Genomic DNA, 19,660 nt, shown 5'->3' with positions numbered 1-19,660 from the left:
CTTCATGCGACTTTCACACTGCAACCATTCGCAGCGGTAGGGTCGATTACCCGCACCATACGCGTGCGTTGCGGAACATCCGCAGCCACGGCGAGTCGCCGGTCCACTCGGCCGGATGCCAGCTCAGATTCACCGCCCGCGGCGTGCGCTCGGGGTGCGGCATCATGATGGTCACGCGGCCGTCGGTGGTGGTCAGGCCGGTGATGCCGTCCGGCGAGCCGTTCGGGTTGAGCGGGTACTGGTTGGCCACGTTGCCGTCGCCGTCCACGTAGCGCAGCGCGACGCGCGCGGCGGCCTGATCCACGGCGGAGGCGAACACCGCCTGGCCTTCGCCATGCGCCACGGCCACCGGCAGGCGCGAGCCGGCCATGCCACGCAGCAGGATCGAGGGCGACTCCACCACTTCCAGCAGGGCGGTGCGCGCTTCGAACTGCTCGCTGCGGTTGCGGCGGAACTGCGGCCAGTGCTCGGCACCGGGGATGATGTCCTTGAGCTGGCTCATCATCTGGCAGCCGTTGCACACCCCCAGCGCGAAGCTGTCCTGCCGCGCGAAGAACGCGGCGAACGCATCGCGCAGCGCGGTGCGCTCCAGCACCGAGGTGGCCCAGCCACGGCCCGCGCCCAGCACGTCGCCGTAGCTGAAGCCGCCACAGGCGACCAGGCCGGTGAAGTCCGACAGCGCGACGCGGCCCTCGATCAGGTCGCTCATGTGTACATCGAAGGTGCGGAAACCGGCACGCTCGAAGACGTTGGCCATTTCGATCTGGCCGTTGACGCCCTGCTCGCGCAGCACCGCCACGCGCGGGCGCGCGCCGGTGTTGATGAACGGTGCTGCCACATCCTCGTTGAGGTCGAAGGTCAGCTTCGGCTTCAGGCCCGGCGCGTTGAAGGCGCGCGCGACCGCACGCTCCTGGTCGGCGTTGTCCGGGTTGTCGCGCAGCTTCTGCATGGCATGGGTCACCGACCACCACGCATCGAACAGCGCTTCCCAGCGCCACTCGACCAGGCTTTCGCCCTGCAGCGACACCCGCACCACCGGCGCGGTGGTCGGCCGTGCGATGCGCTGCGCGCATTCGGTCAGCGCATGGCGTTCGACCAGATCGGCGAACGCGGCGCGGTCTTCCCTGGCGATCTGTACCACCGCACCCAGTTCTTCATTGAACAGGCTGCGGAACGGATCGTCGCCCCATGCATCCAGCGTGATGTCCATGCCCAGACGCGAGGCGAATGCCATCTCGCACAGCGCGGCGAACGCGCCGCCATCGCTGCGGTCGTGGTAGGCCAGCAGCAGGCCAGCCTGGCGCGCGTCGCGGATCAGTTCGAAGAACGCACGCAGACGCTGCGGGTCGTCGAGGTCCGGCACGGCGCCGGCGAACGCAGGCAGCGCGCTGTGGTCGGCATGCACCTGGGCCAGGATCGAGCCGCCCAGACGCTGCTTGCCGGCACCCAGGCCGATCAGCCACAGCTCGCTCTCCGTATCGCGGTCCAGCAGCGGGGTCAGCTGGGTGGTGGCATCGGCCACCGGTGCGAACGCGGAGATCACCAGCGATACCGGCGATACCGACTTGTGCGCCGTACCGGCGTCCTGCCACTGCGCCTGCATGGACAACGAGTCCTTGCCGACCGGAATGCTCAGGTCCAGCTGCGGGCACAGCTCCATGCCCACCGCACGCACGGCGTCGTACAGCAGTGCGTCTTCGCCGTTGTGACCGGCCGCGGCCATCCAGTTGGCCGACAGCTTCACCGTCTCCAGCGCATCCACCGGGGCGGCGCACAGGTTGGTGATGGCTTCGCCCACTGCCATGCGCGCCGACGCGGCCGCGTCCAGCAGCGCCAGCGGCGTGCGCTCGCCGATCGCCATCGCCTCACCGGCCACGGTGTCGAAGCCGGCCAGGGTGATGGCGACGTTGGCCAGCGGCAACTGCCACGGACCGATCATCTGCTCGCGCGCGGTCAGGCCACCGACGCTGCGGTCACCGATGGTGACCAGGAAGTTCTTGGACGCCACCGACGGATGCGCGAGCACGCGCAGACCGGCTTCATGCAGGTCCAGTCCGGCGGTCTTCAGCGCCGGCCAGCGCGGCGGCGCCGGATGGGCGGTATCGCGGTGCATCTTCGGCGGCTTGCCGAACAGCACGTCCATCGGCAGGTCGATCGGCGCATCGGCGGGGATGTTGCCCACGGTCGCGCCGTAGGCCACCACCAGGCGTTCCTCGGCGGTGGCCACGCCGACCGCGGCGAACGGGCAGCGCTCGCGCGCGCATAGCGCGGCGAACTCGGCCAGGCGCGCCTGCGGCACACCGAGCACGTAGCGTTCCTGCGATTCGTTGCACCACAGCTGCATCGGCGACAGCGACGGATCGTCGGTGGGCACCTTGCCGAGGTCGATCACGCCGCCCACGCCGGAGTCGTGCAGCAGTTCCGGAATCGCATTGGAAAGACCACCGGCGCCAACGTCGTGGAACCAGCGGATCGGGTTGTCCAGGCCCAGCGCGACGCAGCGGTCGATCACTTCCTGGCAGCGGCGTTCCATCTCCGGGTTGTCGCGCTGCACGCTGGCGAAGTCGAGGTCTTCAGCGCTTTCGCCGGACGCCACCGAGCTGGCGGCGCCGCCGCCCAGGCCGATCAGCATGGCCGGACCGCCGAGCACGATCACCGCGTCGCCCGGCTGCAGGGTGAGCTTTTCGACCTGCACCTGATCGATCGCGCCGAGGCCGCCGGCCAGCATGATCGGCTTGTCGTAGGCGCGGGTCAGGCCCTCGCCTTCGGGCAGCTCGAAGCTGCGGAAGTAGCCGAGCAGGTTGGGACGGCCGAACTCGTTGTTGAAGGCGGCGCCGCCGAGCGGGCCGTCCAGCATGATGTCCAGCGCGGGGGCCATGCGCGGGTTCAGCGCGCGCGGCGCTTCCCACGGCTGCGGCAGCGTCGGAATGCGCAGGTGCGACACCGAGAAGCCGGTCAGGCCGGCCTTGGGCTTGCCGCCGCGGCCGGTCGCGCCCTCGTCGCGGATTTCGCCGCCGGCACCGGTGGAGGCACCCGGGAAGGGCGCGATCGCGGTCGGGTGGTTGTGGGTTTCCACCTTGATGCAGAACGCCGAGTCGACCACCGCTTCGCTGCGGTATTCGCCCGTGGCCGGGTCCGGCCGGTAGCGCGCGGCGGGGAAACCGGCCACCACTGCGGCGTTGTCGCTGTAGGCGCTCAACGTGTGCTGCGGGGTCTGCTGGTGGGTGTTCTTGATCATCCGGAACAGCGAGTGCGCCTGGTCGGCACCGTCGATGGTCCAGCTGGCATTGAAGATCTTGTGCCGGCAGTGCTCGGAGTTCGCCTGGGCGAACATCATCAGTTCCACATCCGACGGCTTGCGGCCGAGCGCCGTGAAGCGCTCACGCAGGTAGTCGATCTCGTCCTGGGCCATCGCCAGGCCAAGGCGGCGGTTGGCGCCTTCCAGATCATCCAGTGCGATGCGTTCCAGCTCGCCGCGGGCCGGCGCGGTGAACAGCGCCTGGGCCTGGTCGGCGGTGTCCAGCACGGACTGGGTCATCGGATCGTGCAGCGCGCGTGCCACCGCCTCGGCCGTGGCCGGGTCGGCCGGCCAGCCGGTCAGATCGATGCGCAGGCCACGTTCGACCCGGCGGATCGGCTGCCCGGCCCCGCGGACCAGTTCGGTGGCCTTGCTCGACCAGGGCGACAGCGTGCCCAGGCGCGGCACCACGAAGCGGGTAACGGCCCCCTCTTCCTGCCCGGCCAGGGTCGGCTGGGCTTCCAGGATCCGGCTCAGGATCGCCGGGTCCGGGGCAGCATCGCCCTCGGTCTGGATGAAGTAGACATGCCAGGCACCGGCGATACGCAGGGTGGCGGCGAGGGACTGCAGGCGGGATTCAAGACGTTCGCGGCGGAACGGCGAAAGGGCGGATGCGCCCTCGAGGACCATCATGTCCGGGGAACCGTGGTTGGAGACGGGGCCCACTATTGTACCCAACTCCACCGCCGCAGCCCGTCCGGCCCGGTCGCGGCCGCCCGCGTCTTCACGGCCGAACCATGCGCTGGTTCACGGATTGCCGGCCGAATGCATGACAACGTTATCACCACCTGGACGGGCATCGTCCGGCCAGGCCCCTGTCCGCCCCCACTGCTGTCGCCGGCCTCTCTCACCGGCCCCGGACTGCTGCACGCATGGCGCCAACCCGGCGCCATGCGCCCACCACCTGATCGGAGAACTCCCATGCAGGACCCGATTGTGCGCAGTGCAGTGACATCGATATCTCCCCCGCCCCGGCGCAGCCACGCCCGCTGGCTGTTGGCCCTGGCGCTGGCCGCCTCTGCCGGTGTACCCACCCTGGCCCAGGCCGCCAACTGTACCGGCGCACCGGAATGGAACCCGGCGGCGATCTACCTGTCCGGGTCCACCCTGCAGAAGGGCGGCGTGCTGTACCGGGCCAACCAGGACATCTGGAACGCACCGCCGGATCATCCGGCCGGCGCGCCCTACTACACCAACCTGGGCGCCTGCGACGGAAGCGGCAGCAACCAGCCGCCCAGCGTCAGCCTGACCTCGCCCGCCAACGGCGCCAGCTTCAGCGCGGGCAGCAGCATCACCGTCAGCGCCACCGCCAGTGACAGCGATGGCAGCATCAGCAAGGTCGAGTTCTTCCGCGGCGGCACGTCGCTGGGCATCGACACCAGCGCGCCGTACAGCGTGACCTGGGCCAACGCGGCCGCCGGCAGCCACACCTTCAAGGCGGTGGCCACCGACAACAACAACGCGGTGACCTCCTCGGCCACGGTCAGCGTGACCGTGACCGCCGCCAGCAACGACACCACCCCGCCCAGCGTGCCCGGCGGCCTGGCATCCCCGTCGAAAACGGCCACCACCGTCAACCTCGCGTGGAACGCGGCCACCGACAACAGCGGCGGCAGCGGCGTGGCGGGCTACGACGTGTACCGCAACGGCGGCCTGGTCGGTTCGCCCAGCGCCCCTCAATACACCGACGGTGGCCTGACCGCGAGCACCGCCTACACCTACAGCGTGCGCGCGCGCGACAACGCGGGCAACGCCTCGGCGCAGAGCGCGTCGATCAGCGTGACCACTGCGGCCGGCGGCGGTGGCGGCGGCACCAAGCGGGTGATCGGCTACTTCACCCAGTGGGGCATCTACGGGCGCAACTACCGGGTCAGGAACATCGACACCAGCGGCTCGGCGGCCAGGCTGACCCACATCAACTACGCCTTCGGCAACGTGCGCAACAACCGCTGCGAAGTGGGCGTCACCCAGGCATCCGATCCGAACACCGGGGTGGGCGGCGATGCCTTCGCCGATTACACCAAGGCCTTCGGGGCCGGCGAGAGCGTCAGCGGCAGCGCCGATACCTGGGACCAGCCGCTGCGCGGCAACTGGAACCAGCTCAAGCAGCTCAAGGCCAAGCATCCGAACGTGAAGGTGCTGATCTCGCTGGGCGGCTGGACCTGGTCACGCGGGTTCTCCAGCGCGGCGCAGCCGGCCAACCGCCAGGCCTTCGTCGCCTCGTGCATCGACGCCTACATCAAGGGCAACCTGCCGGTCACCGACGGTGCCGGTGGCGTCGGCGCGGCTGCCGGCGTGTTCGACGGCATCGACATCGACTGGGAGTACCCGGTGGCCTGCGGGCTGAGCTGCGGTACGCCGGCGGACAACGCCAACTACACCGCGCTGCTGGCCGAGTTCCGTCGCCAGCTCGACGCGGTGCGGCCCGGCCTGCTGCTGACCGTGGCGGTAGGCGCGGGCATCGACAAGATCCGGGTGACCGATCCGGCCGCGTTCCACCCGTACCTGGATTTCATCAACGTGATGACCTACGACTTCCACGGCGCGTGGGACCCGCAGACCAACCATCACTCGGCACTGTTCGACTCGCCGGCCGATCCGTCCACCGGCGACCAGAAGTTCTACAACAGCAACGATGCGATGGAGGCCTTCATCAGCCGCGGTGTGCCGGCCAGCAAGTTGAACCTGGGCATCGGCTACTACGGGCGCGGCTGGACCGGCGTGGCCAGCGGCAACAACGGTCTGTACCGCAGCGCCAGCGGCGCGGCGCCAGGCACCTACGAAGCCGGCATCGAAGACTGGAAGGTGCTCAAGAACCTCGCCTGGCCGGTCTACACCGATACCACCGCGAAGGCCACGTGGATCTCCAACGGCACCACGTTCTGGAGCGTGGATACCCCGGCGATGGTCACCGAGAAGATGGGCTACGTGAAGGCCCAGGGCCTGGGCGGCGCGTTCTTCTGGGAGTTCAGCGGCGATGACACGCAGGGCACGCTGACCAAGGCGATCAGCGACGGGCTGAACTGACGGGTCGCCGGCCAACGGCCGGCCCTACCCCGCAACCACACCGCCCCGGTCATGCCGGGGCGGTGTTTTGTTTTCAGCGGCTGCCGCCGGCCGAGATGCGCTCCAGCGCGGCCTTGAGCTGCGCCGGCGGCACGTAGCCGCCCAGCTGGGTGCCATCGGCGGCGAAGATCGCCGGAGTGCCGTTGACGCCGATCTGCTGGCCGAGCGTGTACTGCATGGCCACCGGGTTGGTGCAGCTCTTCGGCGGCACCGGCTTGCCGGTCTTGGCGGCGGTCAACGCCTGCTTGCGGTCCGCTGCGCACCACACCGAGATCATGTCGGTGTAGTCCTGGCTGCCCAGGCCCATGCGCGGGAAGGCGAGGTATTCCACGGTGATGCCGTTGCGGTTGAGCTCGGCAATATCCTGGTGCAGCTTGCGGCAGTACCCGCACTCGATGTCGGTGAACACGCTGACGGTGTACTTCGCGTTGGGCGCGGCGAACACGATGCGCTCCCCCTGCGGCACCTTGTCCAGCAGGCCGCGGCGGTACGCGAGCAGGCCGGGGCTGCTGGCCGGGGCCTTGTTTTGGATATCGTACGGCTGGGACTGCATCAGATAGCGGCCGTCATCGGAGACATACAGCACCTGGCCGGCCACCAGGACTTCGCGGAAGCCGGGGAACGGCGCGGCGCCGATGAAATCCGGGGCGAACTTCGGGTCAAGCTGCTGCAGGGCGGTGCGCACGCGCTGCTCGGCGCTGCCACCGGCGGCCGGGGCAGCGGCGGCGGGCTTGGCGGCCGGCGCGGACGGTTGCTGCGCGCAGGCAGTCAGGCTGAGCGCGCCGAACAGGGCGGCAATGGCAACTCGGAGCATGGCGCGATCCGGTAGGAAAGAAGGTCCGGGATTCTCGCATAGCCGGGCCTGCGCCCGGCTGCACGGCAGTGGAACAGTGATGCGTTGCACGCCCGAGCCGGGTCAGCCGCGGGGGTGATGCCGCGCGTGCAGCTTCTGCAGGTGTTCGCGCGCGACGAGGGTGTAGATCTGGGTGGTGGACAGCGAACTGTGCCCGAGCAGCATCTGCAGCGCGCGCAGGTCCGCGCCACGGTTGAGGAGGTGGGTGGCGAAGCTGTGCCGCAGCCCGTGCGGGCTGATCCGGACCGGGTCGATCCCGGCCAGGGCGGCATACTTCTTCACCAGCACCCAGAACTGCTGGCGGCTGAGCGGCTGCAGGGACGGCGCCAGGAACATCGGCACGCTGCCGTCCTGGCCACCGGGCACACTGCGCTTGCCGGCCAGGCGCGGGCGTGCCTCGGCGAGGTAGCGCTCCAGCCAGTGCTGGGATTCCTCGCCCAGCGGCACCAGACGCTCCTTGCTGCCCTTGCCGGTGACGCGCAGCACGCCCTGGCGCAGATTCACGGCATTGGCCGGCAACTGCACCAGTTCGCTGACGCGCAGGCCCGCGGCATACATGAGTTCAAGCATGGCGCGGTCGCGCAGGCCGATCGGATCGTCGATGTCGGGCGCAGCCAGCAAGGCATCGATCTGGCTTTCGGCCAGGGCCTTGGGCAGCAGCCGGGGCAGGCGCGGTGGGTCCAGCAGGGCGGTGGGATCGTCGCTGCGCCGGCCACGGCGCAGCGCATCGGCGAAGAACGCGCGCAGGGCCGAGAGCAGGCGGGCGGTGCTGCGCGGCGACCAGCCATGCCGCGTGCGCCAGGCCAGATAATCGAACAGACCGGCACGGTCGATGGCGGACAGGCCGCCGGCCTGTCCGTCGCGCCAGCGCGCGAGCCCTTCCAGATCACGCCGGTAGCTGTCCAGCGACGCACGCGCCAGGCCCTGTTCGGCCCAGATCGTGTCGAGAAAGTGCTGGATGGCGGCCGCATCGGCATCGCGCAGCGCGGGCAGGTGCTGGACCAGTTGGCGACGTTGCGCCGGGGTGGAGGCATCGGACATGCCGCCAGCATACGGAGCGCGGCGCGCGCCGGCCATCCACGCCGGGCCGATGCCCGGGTATGCTCGCGGCATGGTCACCACCGCCGATGCCCCCACCGCCCCCCGCCCCGCGTCGCTGCTGCTGTGGCGCCTGCTGGCGCTGCTGTACGACTTCTTCCCGGCGCTGGCGCTGTGGATGCTGGTGAGCTCGCTGTTCGTGGCCGGCTACACGCTGTCCGGGCACGCGGCGCGCGACAACATCGCGCCGTTCAGTACGCTGCAATGGCTGCTGTGGCTGTGCTGCTGGCTGGTCACCGGCCTGTACGCGACGTGGAGCTGGCGTCGCGGCGGCCAGACGCTGGGCATGCGGCCGTGGCGGCTGCAGGTGGTCAACGCCGACGGTACGCCGCCCACCCGCCGCCAGCTCTGGCTGCGCTACAGCGTGGGCACCCTCTCGGTACTGCTCGGGGGGCTGGGCCTGTGGTGGGCCCTGCTCGACCGCCAGCGCCTGACCTGGCACGACCGCGCCAGCGGCACGCGGCTGGTGCGCCTGCTGAAGCGCTGAAGCGAAGGCAACTGCAGCGTTTCAGGTGTTCCCGCGCTGGGTACCCGTACCCCAGGGCTGCGGGACACGCCGTGAACCCGTCCGTGGGGGCTCGATGGCGGCATCCATGCCGCCAACGGTCCCGCAGCCCTGGGGCACGGGCACCCTGGAGGGTTATTCGCGAACGGATGGAACAAGCCAATGCACCGGCGAAGGCGTGACCCACCTGCAAACACGCAGAAGCCGTCGAGCAATGCCCCCTGCTCCGGCTTCGGCTTAACGCCTGACGCCGCTTACCCCGACTTCCGCCGGAACAGCATGCCCGACACCACCAGCATCACGATCGGTGGCAGTGCGTAGGCGATGCGGTAATCGAACTTGAGCGCGCCGGCCATGCGGCCGAAGAACAGCTGCAGCAACCAGAAGGCCAGCGCGAACAGGATGCCCAGGAACAGGCGCTTGCCCATGCCGCCGCTGCGCAGCGAGCCGAACGCGAACGGCACCGCCGCCAGGCACAGCGCCAGCACGTTCAACGGATAGAACCAGCGGCTCCAGTAGATGTCTTCGTAGTCGCGCGCATCCAGCCCGTTGCGCTTGCGGTACTCGATGCTGTTGCGCAGGTCCATTGCCGTCAGGTTGCGCGGCTTGGCGATGCCGGTGGCCAGCGCCGCCGCATCCAGCCGCGAATCCCACGGCTCGGACGCCACGGTCTGGCGCGTTGCCGAGCGGTCGCCGAACGTATCCCGGCGCACCGTGTTCAGCACCCAGCCCTTCGCATCGTGCTCGGCCGTGGCCGCGTGCGTCAGCGAGACAAGGTGTCCGTCGTCGCCGATTTTGTACAAGCGCACATCGTGCAGGATCAGGCGCGTGCCGCCCCCGGCCTGCAGCTGCTCATCGCCGCTGGTCGCGCTCAGGAACGTATCGCCCTCGCGCGCCCAGACGCCCTGGTAGCGGGCCGCGCTGAGCGTGCTGCCCCAGCGCGCGCTGATCTTGATGTCGTCGGCCTTGCTCTGGCCCCACGGCCCCAGCGTCTCGCCGCTGAACACCATCACTGCCGTCAGCAGCGACAACGCCACCGCCACCGACACGCTCAGGCGCTTGCGCGACAGGCCCAGCGCCCGCAGCGCGGTCAGTTCCGAGGTGGCCGCCAGCTGTCCCAGCCCCATCAGCGCGCCGATCACCGCCGCCGTCGGGAAGAACGTGTAGGCGCGCCGTGGCACCGTGTACAGCACCCAGGCCGCCGCATGGCCAGCCGTATAGCTGCCCTTGCCCACGTCCTTGAACTCGCCGGAGAACGCCATCACCACGTCCAGCCCGACCAGCACCGCCCAGGTCAGCAGGACCGTGCCGAACACCGCCCGGCCCAGATAGAAATCAAACCGCATGGGACGCAGTTTCATGCGGTCCTCCGAGGACGCGACAGCTTGCCGTCGCGGAAGTACATCCAGGTGGCCAGCGCCAGCAACGGCAGGCTCAACCACCACAACCCGACGCTGCCGGGGATCTTGCCATCGGCGATCCAGCGGGTGCCGATGAACATCAGGTTCATGCCCACCATGTAGGCCAGGAAGGCCAGCATCATCCGCCCGTAGCGCTGCTGGCGCGGCGAACTGCGCGCCAGCGGCAGCGTCATCAGCGCGAACGCCAGCGCGATCAGCGGCGGGGCAATCCGCGCGTGCAGCTGCGCCCGCGCCGCCGGCCGGTCATCACCGAGCAGCTGGCCTGTCGTCAACAGCTCCGGATCGTCGTCCTTGCGCGTGTCGGCGCCGTCCGGCAGCGCGACGTCGTTGCGCGCGAACGTCACCAGCTTGTAGTCCAGGGCGCCGTTGACCGGGCCTTCCACCTGGTGGCCGTCGTCCAGCTCGAGGTAGCGCTGGCGCTCGCCCTCGAAGAACATCCGGCCGCGGTCGGCCGACACCACCTCGATGCGGTCGCCCTTCTGGCGCTGCATGAACACCTTGCCCAGCTGGGTGCCGTCGGGCGACACCGAGGACAGGTAGACCACCCCGCCGTTGGGCAGGGAGGTGAACTTGCCCGCCTCCAGGCCGGCCATGACCACGCTGCGGTTGGCCTCGTCGATCATTGTCTCGCCGGTGCGGTCGGCCCAGGGGCCCAGCCACAGCGAGCACAGGCCGATCAGGCCCACCACCGGCAGCACCAGCATCATCAGCGGGCGCAGCAGCCGCCGTGGCCCGACCCCGATGGCGGTCAGCACCGCCATTTCCGAGTCGCGGTACAAGCGGGCCGTGGCCAGCAGCAGGCCCAGCATCAGCGCCAGCGGCAGGATCAGGGGCATGTACACGATGAACTGCAGGCCCAGCTGCGAGAACAGCAGGCGGGCGGGCAGGCGGCCATCGGCGATGTTGCCGAGGATGTCCACCAGGACACCGCCGACACTCACCACCAGCAGCACGATCAGGGTGGCCAGGAAACTCTGGAGGAAATCACGCAGGAGATAGCGATCGAGCTTCGACATGGGGCGGTGGTTTAAACTCTCGGATTCGTTCGCGGCACGGTCCAGTCTACTGGCTGGGCGTAAACAGCTCGCGATTGTACGGATTTGCCAACGGAATCTGATCAATGGCCCTGGAATTCACCCTGAACCACGCAGCACCGGCCACCGCCGCGTGCGATTGCGTCATCGTCGGCGTCTTTGCCGACCAGTCCCTGAGCCCGGCGGCACAGGCCCTGGATGCCGCCTCCGGTGGTCGCCTGGCGGCGCTGGTCGCCCGCGGCGACGTGGGCGGCAAGACCGGCAACACCACCCTGCTGCACGACCTGCCGGGCGTCACTGCGCCGCGCGTGCTGGTCGTCGGCCTGGGCGAAACGGCCAAATTCGGCGTGCCGCAGTACCTCAAGGCGGTCGGCGACGCCAGCCGCGCCCTGAAGAGCGGGGTCAACCACCATGCGCTGTTCACCCTGACCGAACTGCCGGTGAAGGGCCGCGATGCCGCCTGGAACATCCGCCAGGCGATCATCACCGCCGATCACGCCGCCTACCGCTACAGCGCCACCCTGGGCAAGAAGAAGGCCGACGAACCCGGCCTGACCACCCTGGCCATCGCCGGCGACGACGCCCAGGCGCTGGCCCAGGGCCAGGCCATCGCCGCCGGCGTGCAGTACGCCCGCGAGCTGGGCAACCTGCCGCCGAACCTGTGCACCCCGGCCTACCTGGCCGAGTCCTCTGTCGCCTTCGCCCAGGCCCATGCCGGCGCCGACGCGGAGATCCTGGACGAGACCCAGATGGAAGCGCTGGGCATGGGCTCGCTGCTGGCCGTGGCCCGCGGCTCGGCCAACCGCCCGCGCCTGGTCGTGCTGAAGTGGAGCAACGGCGGCGACGCCAAGCCCTACGTGCTGGTCGGCAAGGGCATCACCTTCGATACCGGTGGCGTCAACCTGAAGACCCAGGGCGGCATCGAAGAGATGAAGTACGACATGTGCGGTGGCGCGAACGTCATCGGCACCTTCGTCGCTGCGGTCACCGCCAAGCTGCCGCTGAACCTTGTTGTAGTGGTGCCGGCGGTCGAGAACGCCATCGACGGCAACGCCTACCGCCCTTCCGACGTGATCACCTCGATGTCCGGCAAGACCATCGAAGTGGGCAACACCGACGCCGAAGGCCGCCTGATCCTGTGTGACGCCCTCACCTACGCGCAGCGCTTCGAGCCGGCCGCGCTGGTCGACGTGGCCACCCTGACCGGCGCCTGCATGGTCGCCCTGGGCCACCAGACCGCCGGCCTGATGACCAAGCACGACGACCTGGCCAATGAACTGCTGGCCGCCGGCGAGCACGTGTTCGACCGCGCCTGGCGCCTGCCGCTGTGGGACGAGTACCAGCCGATGCTGGATTCCAGCTTCGCCGACGTCTACAACATCGGCGGCCGCTGGGCTGGCGCGATCACCGCCGGCTGCTTCCTGTCGCGCTTCACCGAAGGCCAGCGCTGGGCCCACCTGGACATCGCCGGCGTGGCCAGCGACGAAGGCAAGCGCGGCATGGCGACCGGCCGTCCGGTTGGCCTGCTGAGCCAGTGGCTGCTGGACCAGGTCGCGCGCGCCTGATGCCGCGTCGATCGGGGCGGCCGGTGGCCGCTCCGATCCCGCCCGGCCGGCTGCCGGGCTCTCCCCTCCGCTCCAGGCCTGCCCATGTCCCGTGCTGATTTCTACCTGATCGCCAAGCCCCGCTTCCTGACCGAGCCCCTGCGCCTGGTCTGCGAGCTGGCACGCAAGGCCAACGACGCCGGGTTGTTCACCCTGGTGCTGGCACGCGACCAGGCCCAGGCCGAAGAGCTGGACGAACTGCTGTGGTCGTTCGACGACGATGCCTACATTCCGCACCAGATCGCCGGCGAAGACGTGGACGAGGAGGAAGCGCTGGTGCTGATTGCGGTGCCCGGCACCGACGCCCCCACGCGCCCGCTGGTGATCAACCTGCGCGACGACCCGTACCTGGCCAGCTGCGACCGCGTGCTGGAAGTGGTGCCGGCCGACCCGGAAGCCCGCGAGCCGCTGCGCGAGCGCTGGCGCCAGTACAAGGCGCTGGGCTTTGACCTGAACAAATACGACATGTAACGCCAGGCACCCCACGCGGGTGCCTGCCGCACCCGGAGTCCCTTGATGCGCCTGCTGATCGCCCTGATCTTTCCCTGGTTGTCGTTCTTCACCATCGGGCGCCCGTTTGCGGGCATCCTCTGCCTGATCCTGCAGATCACCCTGATCGGCTGGCTGCCGGCCGCCATCTGGGCCGCCTACGCGGTCTCCCAGTTCCATACCGACCAGAAGATCCGGCGCGCCCTCGGCCGCTGATTTTCCGGCACCCCACCTTCCGTCTTCGATCCTGGTTTCCGCATGACCCAACTCGCCTCCAGCTACGACCCCGCCACCTTCGAAACCGAGCTGTACGACGGGTGGGAGAAGGCCGGCCATTTCAAGCCGTCCGGCAAGGGCGAGCCGTACACCATCCTGCTGCCGCCGCCGAACGTGACCGGCACGCTGCACATGGGCCATGCCTTCCAGCAGACCCTGATGGACGCGCTGGTGCGCTACCACCGCATGCGCGGCTACGACACCCTCTGGCAGGTGGGTACCGACCACGCCGGCATCGCCACCGAAATGGTGGTGTCGCGCAACCTGGCGCTGGCCGGCAATGGCGAAAGCCGCGATTCGCTGGGCCGTGACGGCTTCATCGAGAAGGTGTGGGAGTGGAAGGCGCAGTCCGGCGACACCATCGAGCGCCAGATGCGCCGCCTGGGCACCTCCAGCGACTGGTCGCGCAGCACCTTCACGATGGACCCGCAGCCGTCCGAGGCGGTGGTCGAGGCGTTCGTGCGCTGGCATGAGCAGGGCCTGATCTACCGTGGCCAGCGCCTGGTCAACTGGGACCCGGTGCTGAAGACCGCCATTTCCGACCTGGAGGTGGAGAGCGTGGAGGAAGACGGTTTCCTGTGGTCGATCAGCTACCCGCTGGCCGATGGCAGCGGCACCCTGACCGTGGCCACCACGCGCCCGGAAACCATGCTCGGCGACACCGCGGTGATGGTGCACCCCGAAGATGAGCGCTACGCGCACCTGATCGGCAAAATGGTCAGGCTGCCGCTGACCGACCGCGAGATCCCGGTGATCGCCGACGACTATGTCGACCGCGAGTTCGGTACCGGCGTGGTCAAGGTCACCCCCGCGCACGATTTCAACGACTACCAGGTCGGTCTGCGCCACAACCTGCCGATGATCAACCTGTTCACCCCGGTGGCGGCGATCAACGACAACGCCCCGGAGAAGTACCGCGGGCTGGACCGTTACGAAGCGCGCAAGGTGATCCTGGCCGAACTGGAAGACCTCGGCATCCTGGTCGAAACCAAGGCACACAAGCTGCAGGTGCCGCGTGGCGACCGTACCCAGCAGGTGATCGAGCCGTACCTGACCGACCAGTGGTTCGTGAAAATGGACGTGCTGGCCAAGCGTGGCCTGGAACTGGTCGAGAACGGTTCGATCCAGTTCGTGCCGGCCAACTGGATCAACACCTACCGCCACTGGATGGAGAACATCCAGGACTGGTGCATCAGCCGCCAGCTGTGGTGGGGCCACCGCATTCCGGCGTGGTTCGATGACGCCGGCACCTGCTACGTCGGCCGCGACGAGGCCGAGGCGCGCGCGAAGAACAACCTGGGGCCGGACGTCGCCCTGCACCAGGACAGCGACGTACTGGAGACCTGGTTCTCTTCGCAGCTGTGGCCGTTCTCGACCCTGGGCTGGCCGAACGGGCAGGCGATGGACGCGCGCGGTTTCGAGCGCTACCTGCCGTCGTCGGTGCTGATCACCGGCTTCGACATCATTTTCTTCTGGGTGGCCCGCATGATCATGGCCACCGACAGCTTCACCGGCAGGATTCCGTTCAAGGACGTGTACATCACCGGCCTGATCCGCGATGCGCAGGGCCAGAAGATGTCCAAGTCCAAGGGCAACGTGCTCGACCCGCTGGACATCATCGACGGCATCTCGATCGAGGACCTGGTCGCCAAGCGCACCACCGGCCTGATGAAGCCCAAGGACGCGCCGAAGATCGAGAAAGCCACGCGCAAGGAGTTCCCGGACGGCATCATTGCCCACGGTGCCGATGCGCTGCGCTTCACCATCGCCGCGCTGGCCACCCACGGCCGCGACATCAAGTTCGACATGAACCGCGCCGAGGGCTACAAGAACTTCTGCAACAAGCTGTGGAACGCCAGCCGCTTCACCCTGATGAACACCGAGGGCAGCAGCTTCACCGGCGCACCGCAGCCGCGTACCGACGCCGAGCGCTGGATCCTGGCGCGCCTGGCCGCGGTGTCGGCCGAGGCGCAGACGCACTACGCCAACTACCGCTTCGACCTGCTGGCGCAGTGCCTGTACGAGTTCGCCTGGAACGAGTTCTGCGACTGGTTCCTGGAGCTGACCAAGCCGGCCCTCAACGGTGCCGACGCCGATGATGCCAACAGCACCCGCCACACCCTGCTGTACGTGCTTGAAGCGCTGTTGCGCCTGCTGCACCCGCTGACCCCGTTCATCACCGAACAGCTGTGGCGCCAGGTCGCCCCGCGCCTGGGCATCACCGAGACCACGGTGTCGCTGCGCCCGTACCCGGTGGCCGACGAATTCGCCGGCGATTACGCCCGTGCCGAAGCCGACGTGGAATGGGTGAAGTCGATGGTCAACGCCCTGCGCCGCGTGCGCAGCGAATTGAACGTGCCGCCGTCCAAACTGGTGCCGCTGCTGCTGCAGCGTGGCAACGACGACGACCGCGCACGGATCACCCGCTTCACCTCCGCGCTCTCGTTCCTGCTCAAGCTGGAGCGCATCGAGTGGCTGGCCGATGACGGCGAGATTCCGCCGGCCGCCACCGCGATCGTGGGTGAACTGCTGCTGCTGGTGCCGCTGGAAGGGCTGGTCGATCTCGGTGCCGAACGCGCACGCCTGGACAAGGAAATCGCCCGGGTCGAGTCGGAGAAGGAAAAGAGCGAGACCAAGCTGTCGAAGTTCACCGACAAGGTGCCGGCGGCCGTGGTCGAGCAGGAGCGCGTGCGCCTGGTCGACTGGACCGCCCAGCTCGCCGGCCTGCGCGGGCAACGCGCCAAGCTGTGATGCGGTGACCGGGGATGCGCCTGCGCATCCCCGGTGTACCGGCCAGCGTGCGGTACTGCTGGCATCATGGGCGCTCTGACACGGAGCGCGTACCGACACGATGTCGCTGACCATTTTCCTCGTGGTGGTGTTTGCCGCCGCGCTGCATGCCAGCTGGAACGCCATCGTCAAACGCGGCAGCGACACGCTGCTGACCACGATCCTGGTGACCGGCTCGGCCGCCCTGATCGCTGCCCTTGCCCTGCCCTTCGTGCCGGCACCCGCCCGCGTGAGCTGGCCGTGGCTGGCGGCATCGACGCTGTTGCAGGTGACGTACTACGTGCTGGTGGCCCGCACCTACCGGGTCACGGACATGAGCGCGTCCTATCCGCTGATGCGCGGCTGCGCACCGCTCCTGGTGGCGCTGGTGGGCACCTTCGTGGTCGGCGAGACGCTGCCGCCGCTGGCCTGGGGCGGGATCGCGCTGGTCTGCACGGGCATCCTGATCATGGCCCGCGGCCAGGCGCGGCGGCACCTGTGGCTACCCCTGCTCAACGCCGGCGTGATCGCCACCTATACCCTGGTCGATGCCTGGGGCGCGCGCCATTCCGGCGCCGCGCTGAGCTATACGCTGTGGCTGTTCCTGCTGTCCGGGCTGCCCCTGCCGATCTGGGCGCTGTACACGCGCGCACCGGCGCTGCGGGCGTACGCACGACGCAACTGGACCTACGGCCTGATCGGCGGCATCGGCACGCTGACCTCGTATGCGCTGGCCCTGTGGGCGATGACCATCGCGCCGGTGGCGATGATCTCGGCGCTGCGCGAAACCTCGATCCTGTTCGGCATCCTGATCTCCGCGTTCGTCCTGCACGAGCGGGTCGACCGCCAGCGCTGGATGGCCGCCGGGGTGATCGTGCTCGGCGCCGCGGTGCTGCGGATCGCGTGATGCCTGGCTACAGCGGCGGCATCGCCTGGATGTCGTCGTCCACCAGTTCCATCGCCATCACCAGCGCATCCTCGCGCCCATCGCGGGCCGGGTAGTAGCGCGGCCGGCGGCCGATCTCGTTGAAGCCTTCGCTGTGGTACAGCGCCAGCGCCGGCGTGTTGGACGGACGCACTTCCAGGAACACCCGCTGCGCACCGTGGTCGCGCGCCAGCTTGACCAGCGCGCGCAGCAGGAAACGACCGTGCCCGCGCGACTGGCACAGCGGGTCCACACAGACGTTGAGCACATGCGCCTCATCGGCGGCGATGCTCAGCACGCCGTAGCCCATCAGCAGGCCATCTTCTTCCAGCGCCAGGGCCGGGTAGCCGGCGCGCAGGCAGTCCTGGAAGATTCCACGGGTCCACGGATAGGGATAGCCACGCACCTCGATCGCCATCACCGCGTTGAGATCGCTCTCGCGCAGCGCGCGCAGCGACAACGGCCGCGGCGAGCTGACCGCACTCACGATCTGGCCTGCCTGCGCAGGGCACGCAGCTGCGGCCACAGCGCACGCTTGGCGGCCGGATTGCCGCGCAGCTCGTCCAGCGCCCAACCGGCCATCAGCGCCTGTGTTTCCGGCGCGTTGGGGTTGCAGCCGGAGGCACGCAGCAGGGCGATCTGCAGGCGGTCGGGCATCTGCACGGCCGGCCGGCGGCCACCGCGCGTGCGCGCCGGCGCCGCATCCGGGGCGTCGGCCGCAACCGGGGCGTTACGCCGTACCGGCACCTCGGCGGGGACCCGGGGCGCGACCGGGGCGACATCCGGCCGTGTGTCCGGCGCGGCCGGCGCGCGCGTCACCACCGGCGCCGCGCTCAATTCGATCTGCGCCACCGGTGACGCCACCGGCTCGGGCGCCACACTGCCGTCCACGAACACGGTGTAGCCCATCGCCTGCAGCCACGACTGCTGCGCCGGGGACCACAGCGGCGGCAGCACCGGCGAACTCACGCGCCCGGCTCGGCCGTCTTGCGGGTGCGCTGCCACAGCCAGTAGACCGGGCCGGACAGGGCGTACAGCACGCCCACCGCGAACAGCACGCGCGGCAGGTCGATGACCATGATGGCGATGCCGATCGGCACCAGGGCCAGTGCCAGGAACGGCACGCGGTCGGCGCGCGGGCCCTTCTCGCCACTGCCCTTGAAGCTCCAGAAGCGGATGCGGCTGACCATCAGCAGGGCCGCCACCAGCGTCACGCCGAGCGCCACGTAGCGCAACTGGTTGCCGTCCCAGCCCAGGTTGCCGTCGGCGAACGCCCAGACGAAGGACATCATCAGACCGGCTGCGGCAGGGCTGGCCAGGCCGATGAACCAGCGCTTGTCGACCACGGTGACCTGGGTGTTGAAACGCGCCAGGCGCAGCGCCGCGCAGGCGGCATACAGGAAGGCGACCGCCCAGCCGACCCGGCCCATCACCGGATCGTCGAATTTCAGCCAGGACAGCGACCAGTGGTACATCACCAGGGCCGGGGCCATGCCGAAGCTGACCAGATCGGCCAGCGAGTCGTATTGCACCCCGAATTCGCTGCTGGTGCCGGTCAGCCGTGCGACCCGCCCGTCCAGGCCATCCATGACCGCAGCCACGAACACCGCGATGGCGGCATTGACGAAATCGCCGTTGGCCGCCGCGATGATCGCGTAGAAGCCGGCGAACAGGCCTGCGGTGGTGAACAGGTTGGGCAGCAGGTAGATGCTGCGGTTGCGCGGCGGGGGTTTCATCTGATCCATGCCGGCCAGTTTAGAGGGTGTGGCGCCCTTTGGGGCAGTGCGGGCCGCCCGGCTTGCCAGCGCGCCACCGGGATGCTGCAATCGCGCACCTGCCCTGATGCCCGGAGTTGCCATGCGTGCCCTGCCCTCTCTGTGCTGCCTGCTGCTGCTTGCCAGCGCCACCGCCAGTGCCGGTACCGTCTACAAGTGGAAGGACGCCAACGGCGTCACCCAGTATTCGGAGAAGCCGCCGGCCGGCAAGACCTTCGAGACGCGCCAGGTGCAGACCCGCGATCCCGCCGGCCCGCGCGCCCAGGCCGCGGCCCCCGCCGCCGAGTCGGCCGACTGCAGCACCGCCCGCAGCAACCTGACCCTGCTCAACGGCCAGGGTGCGGTCATGCAGGACACCGATGGCGATGGCAAGGCCGAAACCGCCTTGAACGACGAACAGCGCGGCGCCCAGAAGGCGCTGGCCGAAGCGGCCATCAAGGCCTACTGCAAGCCGGCCGGCTGAGCCAAGCGGGGCCATCGCCGGCCCGCGCAGACGCCTGGCAGTACGCCCGCCGTCCCGGCCGGCCCGTCCGGACCGCTGCCCCCG

16 protein-coding genes are annotated in these 19,660 nt (G+C 69.2%); 8 read left to right on the top strand and 8 right to left on the bottom strand.

Annotation, left to right across the window (positions count from 1 at the left end; genetic code table 11):
• Positions 1-46: 46 nt before the first annotated feature.
• On the bottom strand, positions 47-3,931 hold the full coding sequence (gene purL / locus ACLB90_RS12730; protein WP_411849846.1) for a phosphoribosylformylglycinamidine synthase: 3,885 nt from the start codon (positions 3,929-3,931) through the stop codon (positions 47-49).
• Positions 3,932-4,219: 288 nt separating this feature from the next.
• On the opposite strand from purL, the gene ACLB90_RS12725 reads away from it, so the two are divergent.
• A complete protein-coding gene (locus ACLB90_RS12725) occupies positions 4,220-6,325 on the top strand; it encodes a glycosyl hydrolase family 18 protein (RefSeq protein WP_411849845.1) in 2,106 nt (701 codons plus the stop codon).
• A 73-nt stretch (positions 6,326-6,398) separates the two neighbouring features.
• Here ACLB90_RS12725 and ACLB90_RS12720 read toward each other — a convergent pair whose 3' ends face one another.
• Together ACLB90_RS12720 and xerD are read right to left on the bottom strand one after the other, a co-directional pair.
• Positions 6,399-7,178: a thioredoxin fold domain-containing protein gene (locus ACLB90_RS12720; protein WP_411849844.1), complete on the bottom strand. Its 780-nt coding sequence runs from the start codon at positions 7,176-7,178 to the stop codon at positions 6,399-6,401.
• Positions 7,179-7,280: 102 nt separating this feature from the next.
• Entirely contained in the window at positions 7,281-8,258 is a 978-nt protein-coding gene (xerD, locus tag ACLB90_RS12715) for a site-specific tyrosine recombinase XerD (protein WP_411852755.1), read from the bottom strand.
• 70 nt (positions 8,259-8,328) lie between these two features.
• Between xerD and ACLB90_RS12710 the strand changes: the two genes are divergently transcribed.
• Positions 8,329-8,802 carry an RDD family protein gene (locus tag ACLB90_RS12710; RefSeq protein ID WP_411849843.1) on the top strand — a complete coding sequence of 158 codons (474 nt, stop codon included), beginning with the start codon at positions 8,329-8,331 and terminating at the stop codon, positions 8,800-8,802.
• A gap of 272 nt (positions 8,803-9,074) precedes the next feature.
• Here the strand turns inward: ACLB90_RS12710 and lptG are convergent, their stop codons facing one another.
• Positions 9,075-10,181, bottom strand: a complete 1,107-nt coding sequence (lptG, locus tag ACLB90_RS12705) for an LPS export ABC transporter permease LptG (protein ID WP_411849842.1) — start codon at positions 10,179-10,181, stop codon at positions 9,075-9,077.
• Entirely contained in the window at positions 10,178-11,257 is a 1,080-nt protein-coding gene (lptF, locus tag ACLB90_RS12700) for an LPS export ABC transporter permease LptF (RefSeq protein WP_411849841.1), read from the bottom strand. The genes lptG and lptF overlap by 4 nt, the downstream gene beginning before the upstream one ends.
• Before the next feature lie 104 nt (positions 11,258-11,361).
• Here lptF and ACLB90_RS12695 point away from each other — a divergent pair, with 104 nt between their 5' ends.
• The 5 genes from ACLB90_RS12695 to ACLB90_RS12675 all read left to right on the top strand — a co-directional run bounded on the left by ACLB90_RS12695 (position 11,362) and on the right by ACLB90_RS12675 (position 17,320).
• The gene (locus ACLB90_RS12695) at positions 11,362-12,840 is read left to right on the top strand and encodes a leucyl aminopeptidase (RefSeq protein ID WP_411849840.1); all 1,479 of its coding nucleotides are present in this window, start codon (positions 11,362-11,364) and stop codon (positions 12,838-12,840) included.
• Between the two features lie 84 nt (positions 12,841-12,924).
• Positions 12,925-13,350, top strand: a complete 426-nt coding sequence (locus tag ACLB90_RS12690) for a DNA polymerase III subunit chi (RefSeq protein WP_411849839.1) — start codon at positions 12,925-12,927, stop codon at positions 13,348-13,350.
• A gap of 45 nt (positions 13,351-13,395) precedes the next feature.
• Positions 13,396-13,584, top strand: coding sequence for a YqaE/Pmp3 family membrane protein (locus ACLB90_RS12685; RefSeq protein ID WP_017356290.1), 189 nt, complete (start codon positions 13,396-13,398; stop codon positions 13,582-13,584).
• A gap of 42 nt (positions 13,585-13,626) precedes the next feature.
• Positions 13,627-16,395 carry a valine--tRNA ligase gene (locus ACLB90_RS12680; protein ID WP_411849838.1) on the top strand — a complete coding sequence of 923 codons (2,769 nt, stop codon included), beginning with the start codon at positions 13,627-13,629 and terminating at the stop codon, positions 16,393-16,395.
• A gap of 100 nt (positions 16,396-16,495) precedes the next feature.
• On the top strand, positions 16,496-17,320 hold the full coding sequence (locus tag ACLB90_RS12675) for an EamA family transporter (protein WP_411849837.1): 825 nt from the start codon (positions 16,496-16,498) through the stop codon (positions 17,318-17,320).
• 7 nt (positions 17,321-17,327) lie between these two features.
• On the opposite strand, the gene rimI is transcribed toward ACLB90_RS12675, so the two are convergent.
• Genes rimI through pssA form a run of 3 tightly spaced genes read right to left on the bottom strand, consistent with a single transcriptional unit; the run spans position 17,328 to position 19,083 of the window.
• The gene (rimI, locus tag ACLB90_RS12670) at positions 17,328-17,825 is read right to left on the bottom strand and encodes a ribosomal protein S18-alanine N-acetyltransferase (protein ID WP_411849836.1); all 498 of its coding nucleotides are present in this window, start codon (positions 17,823-17,825) and stop codon (positions 17,328-17,330) included.
• Positions 17,822-18,307, bottom strand: coding sequence for a hypothetical protein (locus tag ACLB90_RS12665; protein ID WP_411849835.1), 486 nt, complete (start codon positions 18,305-18,307; stop codon positions 17,822-17,824). The genes rimI and ACLB90_RS12665 overlap by 4 nt, the downstream gene beginning before the upstream one ends.
• Positions 18,304-19,083, bottom strand: coding sequence for a CDP-diacylglycerol--serine O-phosphatidyltransferase (pssA, locus tag ACLB90_RS12660; protein WP_411849834.1), 780 nt, complete (start codon positions 19,081-19,083; stop codon positions 18,304-18,306). Before pssA ends, ACLB90_RS12665 begins: the two co-directional genes overlap by 4 nt.
• 112 nt (positions 19,084-19,195) lie before the next feature.
• On the opposite strand from pssA, the gene ACLB90_RS12655 reads away from it, so the two are divergent.
• Positions 19,196-19,576: a DUF4124 domain-containing protein gene (locus ACLB90_RS12655; RefSeq protein ID WP_411849833.1), complete on the top strand. Its 381-nt coding sequence runs from the start codon at positions 19,196-19,198 to the stop codon at positions 19,574-19,576.
• Positions 19,577-19,660: the final 84 nt, after the last annotated feature.

The sequence above is a fragment of the Stenotrophomonas sp. LGBM10 genome (assembly GCF_046736075.1).
Lineage (GTDB): Bacteria > Pseudomonadota > Gammaproteobacteria > Xanthomonadales > Xanthomonadaceae > Stenotrophomonas.
The sequence above is the reverse complement of the archived record's forward strand: the minus strand, read 5'-3'. Positions and strand labels throughout refer to the sequence as shown.